21 protein-coding genes are annotated in these 23,976 nt (G+C 43.2%); 20 read left to right on the top strand and 1 reads right to left on the bottom strand.

The features are described 5' to 3' along the window. Positions 1 to 3 precede the first annotated feature (3 nt). The 15 genes from E2R53_RS10130 (at position 4) to E2R53_RS10060 (ending at position 14,093) form a co-directional block, all read left to right on the top strand. Positions 4 to 1,185 (top strand): thiolase family protein, encoded by a 1,182-nt coding sequence (locus tag E2R53_RS10130; RefSeq protein ID WP_133311642.1) that lies wholly within the window; start codon positions 4 to 6, stop codon positions 1,183 to 1,185. Positions 1,186 to 1,206: 21 nt separating this feature from the next. Next, a complete protein-coding gene (locus E2R53_RS10125; protein ID WP_133311641.1) occupies positions 1,207 to 1,590 on the top strand; it encodes a PaaI family thioesterase in 384 nt (127 codons plus the stop codon). Between the two features lie 6 nt (positions 1,591 to 1,596). Then, complete coding sequence (locus E2R53_RS10120) at positions 1,597 to 2,379, top strand: enoyl-CoA hydratase/isomerase family protein (RefSeq protein WP_133311640.1); 783 nt, start codon at positions 1,597 to 1,599, stop codon at positions 2,377 to 2,379. Between the two features lie 16 nt (positions 2,380 to 2,395). Further along, on the top strand, positions 2,396 to 2,797 hold the full coding sequence (locus E2R53_RS10115) for a PaaI family thioesterase (RefSeq protein ID WP_133311639.1): 402 nt from the start codon (positions 2,396 to 2,398) through the stop codon (positions 2,795 to 2,797). 445 nt (positions 2,798 to 3,242) lie between these two features. Further along, positions 3,243 to 4,067 carry a M55 family metallopeptidase gene (locus tag E2R53_RS10110; RefSeq protein ID WP_133311638.1) on the top strand — a complete coding sequence of 275 codons (825 nt, stop codon included), beginning with the start codon at positions 3,243 to 3,245 and terminating at the stop codon, positions 4,065 to 4,067. 13 nt (positions 4,068 to 4,080) lie between these two features. After that, entirely contained in the window at positions 4,081 to 5,013 is a 933-nt protein-coding gene (locus E2R53_RS10105; RefSeq protein ID WP_133311637.1) for an ABC transporter permease, read from the top strand. Further along, entirely contained in the window at positions 5,013 to 5,960 is a 948-nt protein-coding gene (locus E2R53_RS10100; RefSeq protein WP_133311636.1) for an ABC transporter permease, read from the top strand. The genes E2R53_RS10105 and E2R53_RS10100 overlap by 1 nt, the downstream gene beginning before the upstream one ends. 4 nt (positions 5,961 to 5,964) lie before the next feature. Further along, positions 5,965 to 6,960, top strand: coding sequence for an ABC transporter ATP-binding protein (locus tag E2R53_RS10095; protein WP_133311635.1), 996 nt, complete (start codon positions 5,965 to 5,967; stop codon positions 6,958 to 6,960). A gap of 31 nt (positions 6,961 to 6,991) precedes the next feature. Next, complete coding sequence (locus E2R53_RS10090) at positions 6,992 to 8,608, top strand: peptide ABC transporter substrate-binding protein (protein WP_133311634.1); 1,617 nt, start codon at positions 6,992 to 6,994, stop codon at positions 8,606 to 8,608. 63 nt (positions 8,609 to 8,671) lie between these two features. Further along, positions 8,672 to 9,595: a S66 peptidase family protein gene (locus E2R53_RS10085; RefSeq protein WP_133311633.1), complete on the top strand. Its 924-nt coding sequence runs from the start codon at positions 8,672 to 8,674 to the stop codon at positions 9,593 to 9,595. A gap of 15 nt (positions 9,596 to 9,610) precedes the next feature. Beyond that, positions 9,611 to 10,714: a dipeptide epimerase gene (locus tag E2R53_RS10080; RefSeq protein ID WP_133311632.1), complete on the top strand. Its 1,104-nt coding sequence runs from the start codon at positions 9,611 to 9,613 to the stop codon at positions 10,712 to 10,714. Further along, complete coding sequence (locus E2R53_RS10075; RefSeq protein WP_133311631.1) at positions 10,711 to 11,631, top strand: C40 family peptidase; 921 nt, start codon at positions 10,711 to 10,713, stop codon at positions 11,629 to 11,631. Before E2R53_RS10080 ends, E2R53_RS10075 begins: the two co-directional genes overlap by 4 nt. Continuing rightward, positions 11,628 to 12,638, top strand: coding sequence for an ABC transporter ATP-binding protein (locus E2R53_RS10070; protein WP_133312247.1), 1,011 nt, complete (start codon positions 11,628 to 11,630; stop codon positions 12,636 to 12,638). The genes E2R53_RS10075 and E2R53_RS10070 overlap by 4 nt, the downstream gene beginning before the upstream one ends. Beyond that, positions 12,635 to 13,429, top strand: coding sequence for a serine hydrolase (locus tag E2R53_RS10065; RefSeq protein ID WP_133311630.1), 795 nt, complete (start codon positions 12,635 to 12,637; stop codon positions 13,427 to 13,429). Before E2R53_RS10070 ends, E2R53_RS10065 begins: the two co-directional genes overlap by 4 nt. 244 nt (positions 13,430 to 13,673) lie before the next feature. Continuing rightward, complete coding sequence (locus E2R53_RS10060; RefSeq protein ID WP_133311629.1) at positions 13,674 to 14,093, top strand: hypothetical protein; 420 nt, start codon at positions 13,674 to 13,676, stop codon at positions 14,091 to 14,093. Between the two features lie 80 nt (positions 14,094 to 14,173). Here E2R53_RS10060 and E2R53_RS10055 read toward each other — a convergent pair whose 3' ends face one another. After that, positions 14,174 to 15,403 carry an ATP-binding protein gene (locus E2R53_RS10055; protein ID WP_286166137.1) on the bottom strand — a complete coding sequence of 410 codons (1,230 nt, stop codon included), beginning with the start codon at positions 15,401 to 15,403 and terminating at the stop codon, positions 14,174 to 14,176. Between the two features lie 171 nt (positions 15,404 to 15,574). On the opposite strand from E2R53_RS10055, the gene E2R53_RS10050 reads away from it, so the two are divergent. The 5 genes from E2R53_RS10050 (at position 15,575) to E2R53_RS10030 (ending at position 23,855) form a co-directional block, all read left to right on the top strand. Beyond that, a complete protein-coding gene (locus E2R53_RS10050) occupies positions 15,575 to 16,447 on the top strand; it encodes a dimethylarginine dimethylaminohydrolase family protein (protein ID WP_133311627.1) in 873 nt (290 codons plus the stop codon). Positions 16,448 to 16,712: 265 nt separating this feature from the next. Next, the gene (locus E2R53_RS10045; protein ID WP_165970948.1) at positions 16,713 to 17,630 is read left to right on the top strand and encodes a LacI family DNA-binding transcriptional regulator; all 918 of its coding nucleotides are present in this window, start codon (positions 16,713 to 16,715) and stop codon (positions 17,628 to 17,630) included. Between the two features lie 61 nt (positions 17,631 to 17,691). Then, positions 17,692 to 19,455, top strand: a complete 1,764-nt coding sequence (locus E2R53_RS10040) for a glycoside hydrolase family 13 protein (protein WP_133312246.1) — start codon at positions 17,692 to 17,694, stop codon at positions 19,453 to 19,455. A gap of 103 nt (positions 19,456 to 19,558) precedes the next feature. After that, the gene (locus E2R53_RS10035) at positions 19,559 to 20,593 is read left to right on the top strand and encodes a M42 family metallopeptidase (protein WP_133311625.1); all 1,035 of its coding nucleotides are present in this window, start codon (positions 19,559 to 19,561) and stop codon (positions 20,591 to 20,593) included. A 148-nt stretch (positions 20,594 to 20,741) separates the two neighbouring features. Continuing rightward, positions 20,742 to 23,855, top strand: a complete 3,114-nt coding sequence (locus tag E2R53_RS10030) for a cell wall-binding repeat-containing protein (protein ID WP_133311624.1) — start codon at positions 20,742 to 20,744, stop codon at positions 23,853 to 23,855. Positions 23,856 to 23,976 lie beyond the last annotated feature (121 nt).

The following is a 23,976-nucleotide window of genomic DNA, read 5'->3' as shown; positions in this document are numbered from 1 at the left end:
TCTATGGAAACCATTGTGATAGCAAGTGCTGTACGGACACCCATCGGCAGGTACGGAGGAGCGCTAAAAGATGTTGAGGCCAGTTTTCTGGCTTCCTATGCAATAAAAGAGGCTCTTAAGAGAGCCGGAGTTGACGCAGAACAGGTCGATGAAGTCATCTTAGGGGAAGTCAGACAAACGACCCTTGCTTCCAATGTTGCGAGAGTTGCAGCACTGAGAGCAGGTATTCCTGAAACAGCTCCTGCTTTTTCGATTAATCGCCTTTGCGCATCCGGCATGCAGGCAATCGCCTCTGCCGTGCAGCAAATTCAGTCAGGACAGGCTGAAATCGTTGTCGCCGGCGGCACGGAGAATATGAGCCAGGCTCCGATCTATCTTCGCGGATCCCGTTTTGGAGGAGATGCAGCACATATGGTAGATTCGAATAAAGAGAACGGACAACAGCCAAAGGAAACATTTGGCGAGCATCTCGGCATGGGAATCACAGCTGAAAATGTGGCCGAGAAGTATCAGGTTTCAAGAGAAGATCAAGATGCCTTTGCCCTTGAAAGTCAAAAGAGAGCAGAACAGGCAGCTCGAAATCAGGTTTTCCAGGATGAAATTGTGCCGATAGATGTTCCTCATAAAAAAGGATCTACTTTATTTAATACCGATGAACACCCTCGCCCTGAAACCACTTATGAAAAGTTAGCACAATTAAAACCGGCATTCAGAAAGTCAGGAACGGTAACCGCCGGAAATGCATGCGGCAGAAATGACGGGGCAGCTGCACTAGTTTTAATGACGGAAAGCAAAGCAGAAGAACTGAATATAAAACCGCTTGCGAGAGTAGTAGACTGGGCGGCAGCAGGTGTTTCCCCTGAAATTATGGGCATTGGTCCTGTACCAGCCGTGAGGAAGCTATTAGAAAGAACCAATAAAAGCATTGCAGACATAGATGTATTTGAACTAAATGAAGCATTTGCTTCTCAGGCACTTGCTGTTATCAGAGAATTAGAGATTGATAAGGAAAAAGTCAACGTAAACGGAGGGGCCATTGCACTCGGACATCCTCTTGGGGCAACTGGCGCGAGAATCGTCACAACGCTTGTTCATGAAATGAAACGCAGTCAACGCAAGCTTGGTGTGGCAACGCTCTGTGTCGGAGGCGGACAGGGAATGGCCATGATGATTGAACTTTTATAAAAGCTGAAAGGAGCGGGGCAAATGCTGGATATTATGCATTCTTCCTTTTTTGACCATTTGTCCCTTCGGAGGGAGCAGGATCAAGGAGAGAAGATTATCATTTCTGTTCTGATTGAGAATCAGCATCTGGCAGATCCTCATATGATTGGAAGCGGCCTTTTTTACACGATGCTTGATATTGCCATGGGGACAGCTGCATCTAAAGCGGGAGGTGCTCCCACTGCGACGATTGTTTTAAATACAACCATTTTTGATGCAGCCGTCAAGAGCTCTTTACTATGCAAGGCCAGAGTGACACACTGTTCAGACAGTATGGCATCTGCTGAAGGCTTGGTTTACGATGAAAATCAAATTCTTATTGCGAAGAGCCAGGCAGACTTTAAACTGCTTAAAAAAAGGGGATGAAGAAAAATGAACGCTTTTGCAAATATTGAGATCAGAAAATCAGACGGACTTGCCTACCTTGTCATCAATCGACCGGAGCTTCGAAATGCTTTAAACAAAGAAACGTTAACTGAAATGATGGAAGCTTTAGAAATCCTGGCAGCAGATGATGAGACCGGGTGTGTCGTTTTTACCGGAAGCGGCGAAAAATCATTTGCTGCCGGAGCGGATATCAGCCAGCTGAAGTCCAGAACAGCACTGGATGTCTTTAATCGCGGGGGCATGCAGCAGGTTTATGATTACATAGAAGCCTACGATAAACCAACCATCGCTATGGTTAACGGGTTTGCCCTTGGCGGAGGCTGCGAGCTTGCGATGGCATGTGACATCCGGATTGCTTCAGAACATGCTAAATTCGGACTGCCGGAGCTGAATTTATCCATCATTCCAAGTGCAGGCGGCACACAGAGGCTTGCAAGGCTGGTTGGAAAAGGTGTGGCAATGGACATGATTTTAAGAGGGAAAATCATTGATGCGAAGGAAGCGTACCGAATCGGACTCGTTTCAGAGATTGCAGAAGCCGGAGAATTACTGGGGAAAACAGAAGAAGCAGCTAGGCAAATTCTTTCAAAAGGTCCGCTTGCGGTCAAACTTGCGAAGCTTGCTGTGCATGCAGGGTTTGATGCCGATCAAAAAACAGGGCTTGTCATTGAAAAGCTTGCACAGGCTGTCCTGTTTTCAACAGATGATAAAAATGAAGGAACGTCTGCCTTTTTAGAAAAAAGAAAGCCTGAATTCACATCCAAATAAGAAAGGACGAACGCATGTGGCCATCCTTGTTCAAGACATTAGGGAAAGCTTTGAAAGCAGCCCTTTTTATAACCATATGGGAATCGAAATCCTTCATTTCGAAGAACATTCCGTCAAAATTAAACTTTCGATCAAAGAGCATGTGCTGAATGCAAATGGAACGCTCCACGGCGGTGTTCATGCAACCATGCTCGATTTTATTCAGGGTATGCTGCTCAGGTCCATTACAAAAACAAGATGTGCCACAATGAATTTGAACGTTCAATACTTGGCGGCCATTTCAGAAGGCGACATTTTCGCAGAAGCAAATGTTCTGCAGCTCGGATACAAGGTCGCTTTTATGGAAGGTGAAATAAGAGATTTCTCTGGAAAAATATTGGCGAAGGGAACAGGGACGTTTAAAGTAATCAGAGATTAAGACATTATTTAGGTAGACGAAGATTATGCACAGGAAAAAAGGCAGGGAGTCTAAATGACTGTTTTTCGGCGTCCGAAATAACTTGTGTGAAATGCAAAGTATACAGATCGGGATATTTGTCTGGGTATGTAGATGATGAATAGTAATAATGGATGAATAAACTTTTAAACCCTTTATGAATAAAGGGTTTTTCGTCTTTATTGTTAAAATTTTTATATTCCAGTCCACTTGTAAAACTCGTGCTTTTACTCTATCAATTTAAAAATAGACTAGGTTTTCTTTCATAAAAATTCTACTAAATTGTGTATTAATTAGGTCTTTTTATCCATGGAAAATCAAGTAAATCTATTCGCGATCATGCATTTTTATGTAGATGTTATTGTAAAGTAATGATTTTTAATTTATAATTTTAAGAAAATTAGCAATACAAACAGGGGGAATATGGGTGAAGATATATGTCTCAGTTGACATGGAAGGAATCACTGGACTCGCTGATGAGACACATGTGAATTCATCCAGGCACAATTATGAACGCGGCCGGGAGATCATGACGGATGAAGCCAATTATGTCATTGAATCGGCATTTGAGGCTGGTGCGAAAGAAGTGATTGTCAATGACAGTCACTCTAAAATGAACAATTTGCTCATTGAGAGGCTGCATCCTGAAACTCAGCTCATTTCGGGGGATGTTAAACCTTACAGTATGGTGCAGGGGATAGATGACAGTTTTTACGGGGCTATTTTCACCGGGTATCATGCACGCGCATCTAAAAAAGGTGTGATGTCCCACACGATGATTTTTGGTGTGAGAGAGATCTACATAAATGATGTTGCGGTGGGGGAGCTAGGCTTTAATGCATACGTTGCAGGCTATCACGGGGTTCCGGTCATTATGGTTGCCGGAGACGATCAGGCAGCAATGGAAGCAGAAGCACTTATTCCGAATATCACCACAGCTGTCGTAAAAGAAACAATCTCAAGGTCGGTCGTAAAATCACTGACGCCGGTCAAGGCAGGCGAGCTGCTGAAAGAAAAGACAGCCCTTGCCATTAAAAACAGAGAAAACGTAAAGCCGCTCACTCCTCCAGACCGTCCGCTTATGGCGATTGAGTTTGCAAACTATGGACAAGCTGAATGGGCAGCGCTTATGCCCGGAACAGAGCATGTAGAAAACACCACGATTGTCCGTTTCCATGCAAGCGACATTCTTGAAGCCTACCGGGCGATGCTTGTCATGACGGAGCTTGCGATGAGAACGACATTCTGTTAGGAAGTGAGAACTTATGAATACATATCTTTTTAAACGTCTTCTTTCCATGATCCTTACGCTTTGGCTGATTATTACGCTCACGTTCGTCCTGATGCATACCATTCCAGGTTCGCCTTTTAACGAAGAGCGGGGAACAAGCGAAGCCGTACAGCGAAATCTTGAAGCTTTCTATCATTTGGACGAACCGCTTCCTGTGCAATATGCCATGTACATGAAGTCACTTGTCACGTTTGATTTTGGGCCTTCTATTAAAAAGTCTTCGCAAACAGTCAATGAATTGCTTGGCCGCGGCTTTCCGGTTTCATTTGAGCTTGGGATTGTCACGCTGGTTGCAGCAGTATTTTCAGGGATTGCGCTTGGCATCATTGCAGCGCTCCGACACAACGGTTTCATTGATTATTTAGCGATGACCATCGCCGTTCTCGGAATATCCGTTCCAAACTTTATCATGGCGACCCTCTTAATTCAGAATCTGGCCGTTAATCTAAAAATACTTCCTGCCGCTACATGGTCGAGTCCGATGCACATGATTCTGCCAACACTCGCGCTTGCTACAGGACCGATGGCCATTATTGCCCGTCTGACACGCTCAAGCATGCTAGAAGTGCTGACTCAGGATTACATAAAAACAGCCCGTGCAAAAGGACTTTCACCTGTCAAAATCGTGTTCAAGCATGCGCTGAGAAACGCCCTGCTGCCGGTTGTGACAGTTCTTGGGACACTTGCGGCCAGCATTTTAACGGGAACCTTTGTTATTGAGAAAATTTTCGCCATACCAGGCATGGGAAAATACTTCATCGAAAGCATTGGCACCCGTGACTACCCAGTCATCATGGGCACGACCGTCTTCTACAGCACGATTCTGATCGTCATGCTTTTCCTTGTCGATGTTGCTTATGGAATTTTAGATCCAAGAATTCAATTAAATAAAAGGGAGGGAAGATAATGGAGCTCAGAAAACAACATGATCCTTCCCGGGATATCCCTGATGAATGGTTTGTACCGAAATCAAAGGACATACAAGCTGCTGAAGCCGTCGTCAGACCCAGTCTTTCCTACTGGCACGATGCCTGGAGAAGACTGCGTAAAAACAAGCTTGCTATGACAGGCTTGATTTTCTTAATTTTTATTACATTCATGGCTATTTTCGGACCAATGATTTCACCCCATTCAGTCCGAACACAGATTCTGACCGATCAAAATCTGCCTCCATCAGCAAAATACTGGTTCGGAACAGATGAACTTGGACGCGATGTTTTTACTAGAACATGGTACGGAGCGAGAATATCGCTTTTCGTTGCAGCGATTGCCGCATTGATTGATTTTGCAATCGGCGTTCTCTACGGAGGCATTGCCGGCTATAAAGGCGGCAAAATCGATCATTACATGATGCGCGTCGTGGAAGTCCTGTACGGCCTTCCGTATTTGCTTGTCGTTATTTTGCTCATGGTCGTGATGGGACCTGGTTTATTTACAATTATTGTAGCCCTGACCGTCACAGGCTGGATCGGGATGGCGAGGATTGTAAGGGGACAGGTGCTTCAAATCAAAAACTATGAATTTGTTCATGCATCTAAATCATTCGGTACGAAAACAAGCAGGATCATCCGGAAAAACCTGCTGCCGAACACAATGGGACCGATTATTGTCCAAATTACACTTACCGTTCCATCTGCTATTTTTGCAGAAGCGTTCCTGAGCTTTCTCGGACTTGGCATCCAGGCTCCGTTTGCAAGCTGGGGAGTGATGGCAAGTGATGCTCTTTCCACAATCTTAACAGGACACTGGTGGCGCCTCTTTTTTCCTGCCCTGTGCATCTCTCTGACAATGTTTGCCTTTAACGTGCTCGGAGACGGACTGCAGGATGCGCTTGATCCAAAGCTAAGGAGGTAACATCATGGAAAAAATACTGGAAGTAAACGACCTCCATGTTTCATTTCAAACATACGGAGGACGCGTAAAAGCTGTACGGGGAGTAACCTTTGAGTTACGGAAAGGCGAAACGCTCGCAATCGTAGGAGAATCCGGCTGCGGAAAAAGTGTGACTTCACAAAGCATTATGCGCCTTATACCTGAACCGCCGGGAACAATTGATTCTGGCTCCATCCTTTTTAAAGGAAGAGATGTAACAAAAATGAAGGAAAAAGAGCTGAGAAAGCTTCGCGGTGCAGACATTTCAATGATTTTCCAGGATCCGATGACAGCGCTGAATCCGACGCTCACCATCGGAGATCAAATCATGGAAGGCATTATCCAGCATGAGAACATGCCGAAAGTAAAAGCAAAACAAAAAGCTCTCGAGATGATGAATCTTGTTGGCATTCCAAGCCCTGAAGCGCGCTTAAAGCAGTATCCGCATCAATTCAGCGGCGGGATGAGGCAGAGGATCGTCATTGCGATGGCGCTTGTATGTGAACCGGAAGTGCTGATTGCTGATGAACCGACGACCGCACTGGATGTAACGATTCAGGCTCAAATTCTCGATCTGTTCCGTGACATTCAGAAGAAAACAGGCGTTTCCATTATACTGATTACCCATGACCTGGGTGTGGTCGCACAAGTTGCTGACCGGGTTGCGGTTATGTATGCCGGAAAAATCGTGGAAGCAGGCTCTAGAAGAGAAATTTTCTATCAGCCGCAGCATCCATATACAAAAGGTTTGCTTCGTTCCATCCCGCGGCTTGACATTGAGGGAGAAGAGTTGATTCCGATTGCGGGTTCGCCGCCGGATTTATTTTCGCCTCCTGAAGGGTGCCCGTTTGCGGCAAGGTGCGACTATGCGATGGAAGTATGTGACCGGGTGTATCCTTTTACGTCAGCATTAAGCAAAGAGCACCAAGTAGACTGCTGGCTGCAGGACAGCCGAGCATTAGCTGCAGCATCAATGAAATAACATATAGATCAAGATTAAGAGGGGGAGAATAATGAAAAAGTGGATGGCGATGTTCCTGACAGCCTTGCTTGTATTCGTGCTTGCAGCATGTACAGCAAATGAGAGTACAGGAAAAGACACTGGAAAAGACGAAAAAGAAAAAGAGAAAATTTTGCACCTGAACAACGGGGCTGAACCAACTTCGTTTGATCCGGTTATCGGATTTGACGCTGTTTCATGGAATGCGCTGAACAATTTAATGGAAGGTCTTACTCGTCTGGGGAAAGATCATGAGCCAGAAGCCGCAACGGCTGAGAAATGGGACGTTTCTGAAGATGGCAAAACGTACACTTTCCACATTCGCGAAAATGCAAAATGGTCAAACGGCGATGATTTAACAGCTGATGATTTCGTCTTTGCATGGAAACGTCTTTTAAATCCTGAAACAGGATCAGGGGCAGCATTTTTAGGATACTTCATTGAGGGCGGAGAAGCTTACAACAGCGGAACTGGCTCTGCAGATGATGTCAAAGTGAAAGCTGTTGACAAAAAAACATTTGAGGTTACGTTAATCAGTCCTCAAGCATACTTCTTGAGTGTGATTGCAAACCCGGCATTTTTCCCGGTAAATGAAAAAGTTGCGACAGAAACACCAGACTGGTTTGCAGAAGCTGACACGTTTGTCGGAAACGGACCTTTCTCATTAGAGTCATGGGAGCATGACAAAGAATTTATGATGAAGAAAAACGATCAGTACTGGGATGCGAAAAACGTGAAGCTTGATGGCGTTCATTGGGCAATCGTAGAAGATACAAATACAGAATACCAGCTTTACCAAACAGGCGAACTGGATACATCTGATGTACCGGCTGACTTGGCAGAATCTCTTTTTGAAGAAGGAAAAGCAAATGTTGAGGAGCAGGCTGGAGATTACTTCTACCGCATGAACGTAACGCTTGAACCGTTCCAGAATGTCAACATCCGCAAAGCATTCGCAATGGCTGTTGACCAAAAGCAAATCGTTGATTTTGTAACAAAAAATCAGGAAACAGCTGCATATGGCTTCGTTTCACCCGGCTTTAAAGATCCATCAGGCAAAGACTTCCGCGAGGCAAGCGGCGACCTTGTGAAAACAGATGCTGCAGAAGCTAAAGCATTGCTTGAAAAAGGCATGAAAGAAGAAGGCTATGACAAGCTTCCTGAAGTAACATTGACTTACAGTACAGATGATACACACAAGAAAATTGCAGAAGCGCTTCAGCAAATGTTTAAAGAAAATTTAGGCGTGGATGTGAAGCTTGCCAACCTTGAAGCGAACGTGTTCGCTACCGATCAGAAGGCTTTGAAATTCCAATTGTCACGCAGTTCTTTCTTAGCAGACTATGCTGATCCTGTGAACTTCCTTGAGAACTTCCAAACAGGACACAGCATGAACCGCACAGGCTGGACAAATGCTGAGTATGATCAATTGATCAAAGACTCTAAAAATGAATCTGACGAAGCAAAACGCTTTGAAATGCTGTACAAAGCAGAAAAGATTTTATTTGAAGAAGCACCGATCATTCCGATCCATTTCTACAACCAGGTTTACCTGCAAAATGAAGATGTATCAGGCATCGTCCGTCACCCTGTCGGATATTTAGAATTGAAATGGGCAGATAAGAAGTAAGCCATGCAAAAGGGGTGTTCAGCTGTTTGAACATCCCTTTTCTATATAAAGGAGACTACTAGAATGATAAAACCTCAGGCGTTAAAAAAAGGCGACACAATCGGCATCATTTCCCCGGCAAGTCCTCCAAATCAAGAGAACCTGAAGCGCTCTCTTTCTTTTTTAGAAGAAACAGGCTTGACATTCAAACTCGGAAAACATATTGAACGCGAATACGGATATCTTGCAGGGAAAGATGAAGAAAGAGCAGAAGATGTTCATACCATGTTTCAGGATCAAGAAGTGAAAGCAATCATTTGCGCGTGCGGCGGATTTGGAACAGCCCGCATGGCCTCGCTATTAGACTATGATCTTATTGAAAAGAACCCGAAAATTTTCTGGGGCTACAGCGATATCACCTTTTTGCATACAGCCATCAGACAGAAGACCGGTCTTATTACGTTTCACGGTCCGATGCTCAGCTCTGATTTTGGAGAAGAAGCTGGTGTTCTTCCATTAACAAAACAGTATTTTCAACAGCTATTTGAGAACAGCCAGCTTACTTATGACGAATCCCTTTCGCCCCTTGAAGTTATGATCGAAGGTAATGTAAGCGGTGAGCTTGTTGGAGGGAATCTATCATTAATCACAAGCTCGGTCGGTACAGATTTTGAGATTGATACAAAAGAGAAGCTGCTGTTAATCGAGGACATTGATGAAGAGCCGTATGCAGTCGACCGTATGCTGAATCAGCTTTATATGGCAGGGAAATTAACGGATGCAGCAGGTATTCTCGTTGCTGATTTTCATAACTGTGTTCCTCAAAAACGGAAAAAGTCGATTTCGCTTGATGAAGTTCTTGCTCATTACATAAATCTTGCAGGTAAACCGGCATTAAAAGGATTTAAAATCGGACACTGCAGTCCTAATATCTCTATTCCGCTTGGTACACATGCAGAAATGAATACATATGAGAAAACAGTTGTCATTGAGAGCGGGATTCTTTAAAAAGGATGGATTTTTATGAAAATCGAAAAGATCGAAACATTTCGGGCAGCTGTCCCTCTGACAAAGCCTTTTAAAACGGCCCTCCGGACAGTTGTGACGGCTGAAACCGTCATTGTAAAAGTGACGTGCGAAAACAGTATTTCCGGCTGGGGTGAAGCTCCGCCGACACTTGTGATTACCGGTGATAGTTTACCAAGTATAGAAGCCAGTATTCATCAGGTGCTGAAGCCGTTTTTAATCGGAAAAAATCTATTGAACTACGAAGTTATTTTCCAGGGAATACAATCGGTATTAGTTGGCAATTCAAGTGCAAAAGCCGCGGTGGATATGGCCCTTTATGATTGTCTTGCCAAACATAGCAGACTGCCGCTTTATCAATATTTAGGCGGATATACAGATGAGATGGAAACGGATTTTACCGTCAGTGTGAATGACGTGCGGGAAATGGGAGAAGATGCGGTTTCTTACATCCAGCAAGGATTTAATGTTTTAAAGGTGAAAGTGGGTCTTGGCGACAGCGCACTGGATATTGACCGGATCCGGGAAATCAGAAGCCGGGTCGGTCCGGACATTAAAATCAGGCTTGATGCCAACCAAGGATGGAAGCCGAAAGAAGCGGTCAATGTGATCGGAAAGATGGAAGACTTGGGCTTGAACATAGAATTAGTGGAGCAGCCGGTTAAAGCACATGACATAGAAGGATTAAAACAAGTAACAGATGCCGTAGAAACGCCGATTATGGCAGATGAAAGCGTGTTTACTCCAAAGCAGGCGTTTGACGTGCTGAAAACGAGAAGTGCGGATTTGATTAATATCAAATTAATGAAAGCAGGGGGCATCTATCAAGCTTCCATCATCAATCAGCTTGCTGAAATCTGCGGAGTGGAATGCATGGCCGGAAGCATGATTGAGACGAGAATCGGCATTACCGCCGCCGCGCACTTTGCAGCAGCCAAAAAGAACATTACACGTTTTGATTTTGATGCCCCGCTTATGCTTGCGAAAGAAATTGTAGAGGGCGGAGTCCGGTATAGCGGCAGAAAAATGACATTTTCAGAAGGAAATGGACTGGGAATTTCAGATGTCCTTCTAAACGATGGGGAGGTTTTGGCAAAATGACGATACGAAAAGGCAGAGTTGCGGTATCCGTTGCAACCGTTTGGACGGCAAGGGATTCCGCACGGGAGCTGGATAAAAACGCCGTTGTGAATCCTGTTGATATTGACTCATGGCTCAGCGGGCTGACTTATGAAACAAGCCTTGCCCTTTGCAGCGAAAACCGAATTCAGACACAGGCTTTGCTTGGGGAAGAAGTATGGATCATGAACGAACAGGACGGCTATGCACATGTGATTATTCCGGCTCAGTCCTCTTCAAAGGATGAAAGAGGATATCCGGGGTGGATGCCGCTTTGTCAAATCGAAGAGAATGCGGAATCTTTGAAAGGGATGATTGCAGTCATTCAAAGCAAAAAAGCGATGCTTTATGCTGAAGATGAAACTCCTCAATTTGCGTTGAGTTTTCAAACTGTTTTGCCTGTATTTATAGAAGGAACAGAATGGATTGAAGTTGAAACTCCAGATGGAAAAGGGAAACTGAAGGCAGCTGATGTTTCCATCTTTGATGGGTTTGATAGTGTGCCTAAAGGAAGCGGCGGGGATATCGTGGCTGATGGCGAAAAGTTCATCGGCCTTCCTTATCTTTGGGGCGGAATGACCAGCTTTGGCTTTGATTGCTCCGGTTTCAGCTACACAATGTGCAAAGCAAATGGATACATCATTCCAAGGGATGCTCATGATCAGGCTGCTTCAGGTGAAAAAGTGGAACTGGACGCGTTGGAGCCTGGAGATTTATTGTTTTTTGCATACGAAGAAGGGAAGGGAAGCCTTCATCACGTTGGCATTTATTATGGTGACGGTAAACTGCTTCATTCTCCGAGCACCGGAAAATCAATTGAGATTCTGGACATGAATGGAACGATTTATGAAAAGGAATTATGTGCAGCTAGACGCTATTGGCTAAAGACGGAGGGATAACAGTGGAGAATTTGCTTGAAGTACGAAATTTAAAGAAACATTTTCATCTTGGTAAAGGGGCAACGCTTAAAGCGGTAGACGGCATTTCATTCACGGTGAAAAGGGGTGAAACATTCGGCATCGTCGGGGAATCAGGATGCGGAAAATCGACTGCCGGCAGGACGATTCTCGGTTTATACGACCAGACAGAAGGAGATGTCCTTTTCAACGGAAAAAACATTCATGATTTAAAAGGAAAAGACAAATTTGCCTACTACCGGCAGATGCAGTTGATTTTTCAGGATCCATATGCCTCATTAAATCCGCGGTCAACTGTCCTTGAGATCATTTCTGAACCGATGGAAGTTCACGGCATGTACAAGAATAAACAGGGCCGTACGGAAAAAGTGCATCAGCTCCTTGAAGATGTTGGCCTAAACCGTGATCATGCCAACCGTTACCCTCACGAATTCAGCGGCGGCCAAAGACAGCGGATCGGCATTGCACGAGCCCTTGCCCTTGATCCGGAATTCATCATTGCCGATGAGCCGATTTCAGCACTCGATGTATCTGTCCAGGCTCAAGTAGTCAATCTAATGAAACGTCTGCAAAAAGAGAAAGGACTAACCTACCTCTTTATCGCGCATGACCTGTCCATGGTCAAACAAATCAGCGACCGCATCGGGGTGATGTATCTGGGCCACCTTGTTGAGCAGACCGCAAGCAGCGAGCTGTACAAAAAACCGCTCCATCCCTACACACAGGCTCTGCTGACTGCTATTCCGATTCCTGATCCCGATATAGAGGACAAGCGGGAGCGCATTATTCTACAGGGTGAGCTGCCGAGCCCGATGAATCCCCCGAGCGGCTGTGTATTCAGAACACGCTGTGCCTATGCGATGGAAACCTGTGCTTCAAAAAAGCCAGTGTGGCAGGAAGTAGAAGAAAATCATTTCGTTGCCTGTCATTTGTATGACAAGAGCATCATGGGCGACCAGGATTTTTCTCAAATCGCAGCAACGAAATGACGGTGAACTTAAAGCTTAAGCTGCAGGAAGTGATCGATCGCTGTCCAGGAAAAATTGGACTCGCAATCGTTCTTGACGGCGAAATCATCGAATGGAACAGCAACGGGATTTTTTCATCGGCAAGTCTGATCAAACTTCCCATCTTGCTGACAGCTTTTCGTCTAAAAGATCGCGGCATTCTAGCATTAAACGAAAAAGTGAACCTTCGTGACATTGAAAAAACAGGCGGAGCAGGTGTCCTGCAGTCTTTCTCAGATGATGCAGTCTTAACTGTTTCTGATTTGCTTTCATTAATGATCATCGTGTCCGATAATGCGGCGACTAACTATATGATCTATAAAGCTTCCAGACCGGCGATCCACGCCTGTATGAAGGATCTGAACCTTACAAGCACTGAGCTGAACCGGGATATGATGGATTTGGAAGCAATCAAAAACGGTCTGAATAACTGGACGACTGCTGATGACATGCTGAAATGTTTGAAAGCAATCGGCGAGGACGGCTTTCTCACGGAAGTAAGCAGAAAACAAATAGAAGACATCCTGCAAAAGCAGCAATTCACAGACAAGCTTCCCTATCATATGGATACGGATAAAGTATACGCAGGCAACAAAACCGGCGAGCTGCCAGGTATTGAGCATGATTGCGCCATCATCCGCTTTGGTGATCGGACGGCTTATGCCGCCGTTCTGATTGATCAGCTTCAAAATAAAGAAGCAGGCAGAAGAACAATCAGTGAAATCGGCAAGCTGATTTATGATGAGCTATTAATGGATAATCAGTTCAGTTAACACAGAAAAGACGAGTAAGAAATCGCTGAGATTTCTTACTCGTTTTTTATTGAGAAAGTACTAGGGAGCTTTTTTAACCAGATAATTTAAGAAGGTATTTAGCTGATAAGAAAGAATCTATTAATAGAATCGTTTAATGTTCTTATGCAGAGGGCATTTCTCTAATAAGCATGATTCATTTCAGCTCTAATTTATGAAATAATAAAATGCAGATGAAAATTCCTGAAAGATAGGGAGAGATAAGATGTTATATATATGGAATATCGAAAAAATCATTAAAGATGTATTACAAGAACACCGTTTAGATATAAATTACGAATTTGATAACCAGCTGCCGGCACATATGAGTTATAACGTATCGACAAATACGATTAAATTCAATTATCTTCAAATTAACGGATATAGAGGGAAAGTGAGAATAAAAGAATCGGATGAAAACTTTGTTAAAATTCTTATCTATCATGAGATTGGCTATTATTTAAGTTTTAAGAAAAACAAACATGATTTAAGAACCCTGATCTATGGGGGCGATGAAGAAAAAGAGGAACTTATGGCTGTAATAGAAAACAATGCCTGGGAATATGGGAGAACAATGGTGCCTGAACACCTTTTGGAGTCATATGATAAAGTGCGTGAATTAGATAAAATGCTGTTAAAGAGATAATAATAGAGACATTAAATATGAGAAAGCTCAGAGCACTAAACTCTGAGCCTTTCGTATGCGGCGTTATAAATCCGATCTCCTCAAACAGGGAAATCAAGATGAAAAACGGTCCCGTTTTCATCACTGCTGGCTGTCATTGTACCCTTATGGTTCTCCACAATTTTTTTCGAAACGGAGAGACCGAGTCCTGTCCCGGTGTCTTTAGTGGAGAAGAAAGGGTCGAAAATATGATTCAGAGCGGATGGGATGATGCCCCGTCCGTTATCAGAAAAGCTGATCTGCAGCCTGTTTTCCTGGCGCTTGCAGGTGATGTGTATTCTCAGCGGATCTGTGTTTTTCGCCTGAAACGAATTTTGAAACAGATTCAGAAAGACCTGCAGCAGTTCATCCTTATTTCCAAGGATGAAGGTTCCTTCTGCAGAGGGATCGATATTAATATGAAACTCAATGGAGTAAAGCAGGGATTCGCTTTCTAAAATTCTTCCTAAATGATTCAGCAGAAACTCTTTCACTTCGAAATGCTCAGACCGGATTTCGGCAGGTTTTGCGATGCTCAGGAAATCGGAAATGATTTTATTAGCCCGGTCGATTTCAGGAATTAAAATCGTTTGAAACAAGTTTTTCGTATCAGCATCTGCTGACGCTTGAAGTACTTGCAGAAATCCTCTTACTGTCGTTAAGGGATTTCTGATTTCATGGGCAATTCCAGCCGCTATTCTTCCGGCAATCGCCTGTTTTTCGGCTTCTTTTATGGCATTTAAAAAGTAGAAGGTCCCGATGACCCGTTTGATTGATCCATCGGTATTCCAGAGGATTCTCGTATTCAGGATGCCGTAATTTTTATCAAGTACTTCACGGTCAACGAATTCAATCCCGGTACGGGCGGTTTCAAGCGTCAGAAGCTGTTCGTCCGGAATGTTGACAAGCTCCCTTAAATGCTTTCCGATGATTTCGTCCCGGTTGACTCCGTGATCTTTTGCTGCTTGAAGATTGCATAAGGTAACAATGCCCGCTTCATCAATAAAAACAACATGATGGGCAACTAAATCAAAGATGTCGGATAAAAAAGCTTCTGTTTGATGAAATGAATCATTTTCTGATGATGATAGGTAGAGGCGCTGATTTGTATGAGCCGTCAGCTGTGTGCTGGTCATTTTCAGAATAGATGGAGGCGTGTCTGACTTCTCTTTTAAGACCGAAAGCGCGAGTTCCGGATTTACATATGTAAATGCAGACGGCAATTGTGTGATGAGTTCTTTTAAAAGCTGATTTTCTTTTCGCAATGCTTCTAGTTCATTTTCTATTTTCATTGTTTCCAGCCTCATATGAGAAATATATAGTTTAACCTTTAAAACTATATAACAATTTAACATGCTTGACAATTACTAACAGGGGAATAAAAAAAATAGGCGTAAGATAATGTCACAAAAAAGTTTAATATTTACGCCATTTAGGGAATAATTTCATAAAAGCAATCTTTTATGGGGGAATTTATTTTGACGACGATTCGAAAACCAGATCAGACATTAGCCTGTTTCAGCGAATATGATTCATTAAAGAGGGTGCTTGTCTGTCAGCCCAACTATATGCGAATCACCGAAGTTATTAATGAAACACAGCGGCATTATGCCGATGAAAATATTGACGTCCCTCTTGCTGTCAGCCAGCATCAGCAGTTTGTCAAAACATTAGAAGAAAATGGAGCGGAAGTAATCATGCTCACTCCTTACGAAAAGTACCCTGAGCAAGTGTTCACCCGTGATATCGGCTTCACTTTGGGCAAAACCGTTTTTGTATCTGAGATGGGCCAGGACATCAGACAGGGTGAGGAAGAAGTGCTCCGCACCTGGCTTGACGCACAGGGTTATCCAATGCAATGCCTGAAAGAACACCGGATTGAAGGCGGAGACGTCATCATTGACAGAACGGCTATTTTCGTAGGTGTAAGTGACAGAACGTGTGTGAAGGCAATCGAAAAACTGCAGTCGCTCGTTCCGGCCTTTGAAGTTATTCCTGTTCCAATCAATGAAAAATACTTGCATCTTGACTGCGTATTTAATGTCCTCTCTGAAACGGAAGCCCTAGTCTTCCCAGAAGCCTTGGAAGAAAAAGAGCTGAAAATGCTTAGAGAACGCTACAGCTTAATCGAAGTAACGGAAGCTGAGCAATTTACTATGGGCACAAATGTCCTTTCGATCGGCGATAAAAAAATCATCAGTCTTCCTGTTAATCAACATGTAAATAGTCAGCTCAGAGACAGAGGATACGAAGTTATTGAAGTAGATATTACTGAAATCATCAAATCTGGCGGCTCATTTAGATGCTGCACGCTTCCGATTTTGAGAACGGTATGAAGGATAGTAAAGCCGGCTTGCTTACTTGGGCAGCCGGTTTTTCTGTTCAAAGTGTCAGCACTACTGAAACTGTCGCCACTAACTATTTTCACAGAAAAGCAGGCAGGAAAAACAGAATTTTTTCCTGTCTGCTTATTTTAGGGACTTATTTGACAAGTTCTTCTCTTAAATGAATCTAGAATAGAAGCCGGTATTTCCTCTATAGACATTCAATCTTTTTTTCTGTATACTCAACTTAAACGATTAAGTGGAAATGGTGAATGCAATGAAAAAAGCAACAATGAAAGATATTGCGGCTGAAGCGAATGTTTCGGTCGCGACTGTGAGTTATGTATTAAATAATGCAGAAAATCAATCAATTCCAGCAGAGACAAAAGAACGTGTGCTGCAGATTGCAAAGAAATTGAATTATGTACCTAATCTTGCTGCAAGATCACTTGTTAAGCAAAAAACGGGATTGATCGGCATTCTCTTAAACCGATCTGCACAAGAAGGGGTTTGGCGACGCGCGCATCACGCCGAGTTTATTTTTGAGCTTGAGCAGCTGCTGACAAAACAGGGTTATCACGTTGTGCTCTCAAGTATTGATGTGGAAAAACCCAATCTTGAGATTATCGCAGAACGAAAACTGGATGGCGTTTTCTTGATTGATGTCCGGGAAGATTTCTTCTACAGCATTTCAAAAACGGTTCCAACAGGAGTTCCGCTCGTGCTCGTTGACAGTGTAATTGATGATGAACTTTTTTACAAGGTTATGTATGATTACCAGGGAGCTTTTTCAGCTGCAAAAAACCAGCTGGAACGAGAATCCGCCGTTATAATTATGGAGAAGTTTCACAACGCTGGACTTACTGAGAAAATAAAAAAGGCATCAGGACTTGCTGAAGAAAATATTCATCTGATGGAGAATGAAAAAGGCCTTGCTGCTTTTTTGGCAAAGAACAGCGATCGATCAGCGATTATTCTCAACGAATTTTTGGCAGGGACTGTTTCAAAATACCGGAACATTGAAGGTGATGCCGTTATCTGCACATCCAATTGTCCGGAGATCCTTCCTGCTGAAGCAAAAACCGTTTTATTCAAGAATTCTAAAGCAACGATTGCTTTCCGGGTATTATCTGATCTTATTAAAGACAATCGAGGTCTGCATTTACAAAAATACACGTATTTACCGGCAGAGTAGCTTCTGCTTTTTTCTACCGTTGCTTAAACGTTTAAGTCTATAATTGGGGGAACTGAAAATGATGTTAAAAGAAGCGGTTTACCACCGTCCAAAAAATAATTTTGCATACGCTTATGATAAAGATACGCTGCACATCCGTCTGCAGACAAAGAAAAATGATGCTGAAAAGGTGAATTTGATCTGGGGGGATCCGTTTACTTGGGAGCAGGAAAGTGAAGGAGTCTGGAAATGGAAGTCAGAAGAGCATATCGAGATGACTTTGCTTGGAAAGACTGAACTTTACGATATATGGACGGTTGCGGTTCAACCTCCCCACAGACGTTTAAAGTATGGGTTTGAGATGATTTCAGGCGACCAAACGCTGATTTATACAGAGCAGGGTTTCCTTGATAAAAAACCGCAGGATCATAACGGCTACTATTTTACATTCCCATATATTAATGAAGAGGACATCTTCACTGCACCGTCATGGGTAAAGGATACTGTATGGTATCAGATCTTCCCGGAACGCTTTGCAAATGGAGACGCTGCACTTAATCCTAAAGATGCTCAGCCATGGGGAAGTACAGAGCCAACAGCAGCGAACAGCTTTGGAGGTGACTTTGAAGGGGTCATTCAGAATATTGATTACCTTGTAAAGCTTGGCATAACCGGAATCTATTTCACCCCTATTTTTAAAGCGTATTCGAATCATAAGTACGATACGATTGACTATTTGGAAATTGACCCTCAGTTTGGGGATAAAGAAACGTTTAAGAGATTAATTAAGGTCTGTCATGAAAACGGCATTAAAGTCATGCTTGATGCGGTGTTTAATCATTGCGGCTATGAGTTTCCGCCGTTTCAGGATGTCGTCGTAAACGGCGAAGCATCCAAGTATAAAGATTGGTTCCACATTGATCAGTTTCCTCTGAAAAAAGACGGCAAGGTTCATTATGAAACGTTTGGATTCTCGGAAAATATGCCGAAGCTCAGAACAGGTAATCCTGAAGTGCGGGAATATCTGCTTGAGGTTGGGCGCTACTGGGTGCGGGAATTTGGCATTGACGGTTGGAGACTTGATGTGGCAAATGAGGTTTCGCATGACTTCTGGCGCGAGTTCCGTAAAGAAATCAAAGCCATCGATCCAGAGGTTTATATTTTGGGAGAAGTGTGGCATGATGCCATGCCGTGGCTGCAGGGCGATCAATTTGATGCCGTCATGAATTACCCATACACAAGTGTTGCAATCGACTATTTTGCTCACGGAAAAGTAACGGCATCAGAGTTTATAAACCGAACGTCGGAAGCGCTTCTCATGTATCCTGAGCAGGTGTCGGAGGTTGCCTTTAATTTGCTTGGAAGTCATGACACCCCTCGTATCGCTACTGTCTGCGGGGAAAATACAGATAAAGTGAAGCAGCTTTTCGCTTTTCTGCTCTCATCACCGGGCGCACCATGCATTTATTATGGCGACGAAATCGGCATGACAGGTGTGATGGATCCCGGCTGCCGCAAGTGTATGATCTGGGATGAGGAGAAACAGGACAGCGAGTTATTGAACTTTATTTCTCAGATGATTGATCTTCGTAAAAATAATGCGGCATTCGGCAACAAGGGGAAAATCCAATTTTTGGAGGCTGGCAAAAAAGATGAATTTGTTATGTACTTAAAAATGTATAAAGATGAAAAGATCCTGTTCATTTTAAACGGGGCAGATCATCCAATTGAGGTTTCTCTTCCAAAGGAAATGAAGAAGGCGGCATGTCTGTTAACAGGTCGGGAGATTTCTGCATCAACGGCTGCACTGGAAGCTCATGGGCTCAGCATCATCTCATATAAATAAGATCAAACAGCCGATTCCCCAATAGGGAGAATCGGTTTTCCTATTTTATGAATGCCTGAAACTGCTATAATATAGAAAAAGAAACTAAAAGGGGAGAACTCTCTTGAAAGAAACCATACAGCTTATCAAAGAGCTCGTATCCATACCGAGTCCATCAGGAAATACAAATGAAGTGATTACATATGTAGAAAACTATTTAGCAGATTGTCAAATAGAGACGAGGCGCAACCGCAAAGGCGGACTGCTTGCAACGATTCCGGGAAGAGACAATTCCCATCACCGCATGCTGACAGCGCACGTTGATACACTTGGGGCAATTGTAAAAGAAATCAAAACGAGCGGACGGCTCACGATTGATTTAATCGGCGGTTTTACCTTCAACTCGATTGAAGGGGAATACTGCAAAATCGAGTCCTCATCAGGCAAAGTATTTACAGGCACGATCTTGATGCATCAAACTTCTGTACACGTCTACAAAGATGCTGGCAAAGCAGAACGCAATCAGGCCAACATGGAAATCCGCCTTGATGAAGTGGTGAAAAACGCGGAGGATGTACGCGCGCTCGGCATTGAAGTCGGAGATTTTGTTTCGTTTGACCCTAGAGTAGAAATCACAGAAAATGGTTTTATCAAATCCCGCCATTTAGACGATAAAGCAAGTGTTGCTCTTTTGCTTCAGCTTATGAAACAAATTAAGGAAGAGAAATTGCTGCTTCCGTATACCACTCATTTTTTAATTTCAAATAACGAAGAAATCGGCTACGGCGGAAACTCCAACATCACACCTGAAACCGTTGAATATTTAGCTGTTGATATGGGGGCGATGGGAGACGGGCAGTCAACGGATGAGTATACCGTTTCCATTTGTGTGAAAGACGCAAGCGGTCCCTATCATTATGAGCTCCGCAAAAACTTAACGAATCTGGCGAAGGAGCATAACATCGGCTATCAATTAGATATTTATCCGTACTATGGCTCAGATGCTTCAGCCGCAATCCGTTCAGGCCATGATATTGTGCACGGATTGATCGGACCGGGAATCGACTCCTCCCATGCGTTTGAGCGCACTCATAAAGATTCGCTTGAAAATACGGCAAAGCTGCTTTATCACTATGTGAAATCAGATATGGTGCTCTAAAAGAATAGGTTCATACTGACGTGGAGCTGCGGATAGCAGCTCCTTGTTTAAATCTACCTTAATTATATAGAAATGTTTTCCAAAAATAGAGTTTCTGTGTTTTAATAGAAACTGTAAATATTATGAATCTATTAAGCGGAGGTTTCAAATGACGAAAAGAAAGTTTAGCAGTTTCATGGCAGTCATTCTGATTTTTGCCCTGTTTTTCAGTCAGTTTCCTTTAAAGGATGTTTTGGCCGCAGAAGCAGATGTGCCGAAAGAAGAAGCCAAATTAACCATTTCAGAACCAGTTGAAGGTTTGTTTGAGGAATCGGAACAAGTACATTGGTACACAGTTGATCCAACTCAGGCAGAAATTAAAAATTACACTCATTTGCGCATGAAGCTTCAATCTGAAGCTGAACTTAATGTGACGGTATACTCCAGCCTCGAAAATGCAATTGATAATCGTGCATTCGACAGATACATGGGGTATTCTTACGCCGATCAGCCGGCTGTTATTGATTTTCCGGTAGCATGGGCTGGACCTTTTTATATTAAGGTAGAGCATTATGCCATGGAAGAGGAATACATAGAAGAAGAGATGACGATTGAGGAAGAAGAGGAAGAGCCATCAGTGCCTGCCGCTTCCTATACAATCGGCTACGACGGAGTAACACTTCCTCCTTCTGAATATCTAGGCACAGAAGAATGCCCGGCTGAGCTCAGCACAAAAGAAAGAGAAAACGGCAAAGCTATTTTAAAAGATTTGAGAAGCATTCGTGAAGATGTCCTTGCTAAAACAGAAAATGGAAAAGAATTGTCTTCCATGTATTACAAGATTGCTCCATTTTTAAGCACGAAAATGGTTTTCAGCAAAACGATTCGCGATAACGTTTATCAGGATTTAATCCAATTAAAAGGCTTGTTTGCAGATGTTGCTGCAAAGGGCAGCAGCAGTACGTATAAAATTTCAAGTGCGGATCAAGATGCGATCAATCGTTTATATAGCACAGCGCTTGAATCAGTACCGTCTTTCCTGAAGGATCAAATTGAAAAAACAGGGAAGAGCATCGGAATTTCAAACGTAACGAACAAAACGGTTTCTTCTATTTTACAAAAAGGCGGTTATGCAGTACCTGCTGCAAGCATCTATGAAAACCGAGTGATTGTAAAACTGAAAGAAGGCAAGAAATTAAGCAGCATTCAATCAAAAACAAAATCATACGGCATTCAGTCGGTTTCTCCGCTAAAAGCCAACAAATCAGTTTTTCCTGATATGTATGTGATGGAAGTAGAAGGAAGCTCTTCTGATTTCAAAGCCACAGCAAAAACATTAAAAACAGCTGCAGGACAGCTTGCAAAGCTGCCAGAGGTTGAATATGCAGAACCTGTTCAGCAGTACAAAGCATTTACTGCTGATGCTCAATATCCATATCAATGGTCATTGAGAAATGAGGGAAAAGATGGCGGCATTGCGGATGCTGACATCAAATTTGAAGCGCTTCAAAAATTATTAAAAGGCAGACAGCTGAGTGATTCAGTGATTGCCGTAGCTGATACAGGAGTGGATCATACTCTTGCAGATTTAAGCAGCAGGGTGCTGACTGAAAAAGGCTACAACTTTATTGAGAAAAACACAAATGCCATGGATGACAATGGACATGGAACTCATGTGTCCGGCATCATTGCGGCTGAAGCAAATAATCATTATTCAATGGCAGGCATCAACCCTCATGCCAAAATTCTTCCTGTAAAAGTCCTTGATGCAGCAGGAAGCGGAGACACTGAAGGAATTGCATTTGGAATCCGATATGCTGTAGATCAAGGTGCTAGGGTTATTAACTTAAGTCTTGGCGGAGGATACAGCCGCGTCATCGAGAGTGCCTTAAAATATGCATATGATCATGATGTAACAGTTGTAGCAGCAAGCGGAAATGACGGAATGGAAGGGCTCTCTTATCCTGCTTCTTCTAAGTATGTTATTTCAGTAGGCGGAACAAACCGCATCGATCTTGTATCGGATTATTCAAACTATGGAAATGGCCTGGATCTTGTTGCACCAGGTACAGACATTCCAAGCTTAATGCCTGATGGCAATGTCACGAATATGACGGGAACATCAATGGCAACACCTCATGTTGCAGCAGTGGCAGGTCTTCTTCTTTCACATAATCATGATTTAACGCCAGGTGAAGTAGAAGGAATCTTAACAAAATCTGCCGCAGACATCGCGTTTGATGAACAGGATAATCCTATGGATGACTATGAAGAATATCCATATGACGAAGAATACCCATACCCTGAAGAAGAAGTCATTCCAGGCTATGACACAGTTTCCGGCTGGGGCCGTCTTGATGCCTTCGGAGCAGTGAAAGCATTTGACCGAATGAATATTCCTATGGAGCGGATTTCTGGTTCAGACCGCTATGAAACAGCTGTAAAAGTATCAAAAGAAAGCTTTACTGGTTCCGGTACTGTTGTCATTGCAACAGGCAAAAACTATCCGGATGCTTTAAGTGCAACACCGCTTGCACATAAAAACAAAGCTCCTCTATTATTGACAGACACGAACAAACTGCCTGCTGTTGTAAAAAGTGAGCTTAAGAGATTGGGAGCAAAAAAAGTCATTCTGGTTGGCGGAGCATCTGTTATTACACCTAACGTAGAAAAAGAGTTAAAAGCAGCCGGCATGACAACAATCTCAAGAATCAGCGGGAAAGACCGCTACGAGACATCTGTCAATATCGCAAAACAGCTTGGAGCAGTGGACCGTGCTGTCGTTGCAACAGGCGAAAGCTTTGCAGATGCCTTATCGATTGCGCCAATTGCTGCATCGAAAACTATGCCGATTCTGTTAACAAAGAAAAATGCAATCCCTGATTCTGTGAATCAATTCGTTAAATCAAGCAAAATGAAGCAAACCTTTGTAATTGGCGGCACAGGGGCTGTGCCTGATAAGATCGCCAAAGGTTTCCCAAATCATAAACGCATCAGCGGGGCAACTCGTTATGAAACAAACAGCAGCATTATCAAGTACTTTGCAGCTGATTTGAATATGGAAAGTCCGTTTATCGCAACTGGAGCAAACTACCCTGATGCATTGTCGGGTTCTGCTGCAGCAGCGGTTCATGGCAATCCTATGATTTTAACAAATCCTAAAGCAGCTGAGCAGACAACGATCGATACACTTGCTGCCTATGCAGATTCAGCTAAAATGTATTACATCATCGGGGGAGAAAATGCTCTTCCCGAATCAGCAATTTCCACATTATTTGAGTAATTTGCACAAGAAAAAGTCCTGATCTGATCAGGGCTTTTTTCTTATATTCAACTTGTCAAAATAAGTCGAAAGAAATAGTTGATGAGGTGACCTAAATTTTGGGAAATATATCTTACATCTG

Origin of the sequence: Peribacillus frigoritolerans, assembly GCF_004358755.1 — a bacterium.
GTDB lineage: Bacteria > Bacillota > Bacilli > Bacillales > Bacillaceae > Bacillus_P.
Note: the sequence above shows the minus strand (reverse complement) of the source record. Positions and strands in the feature narration are given on the sequence as shown.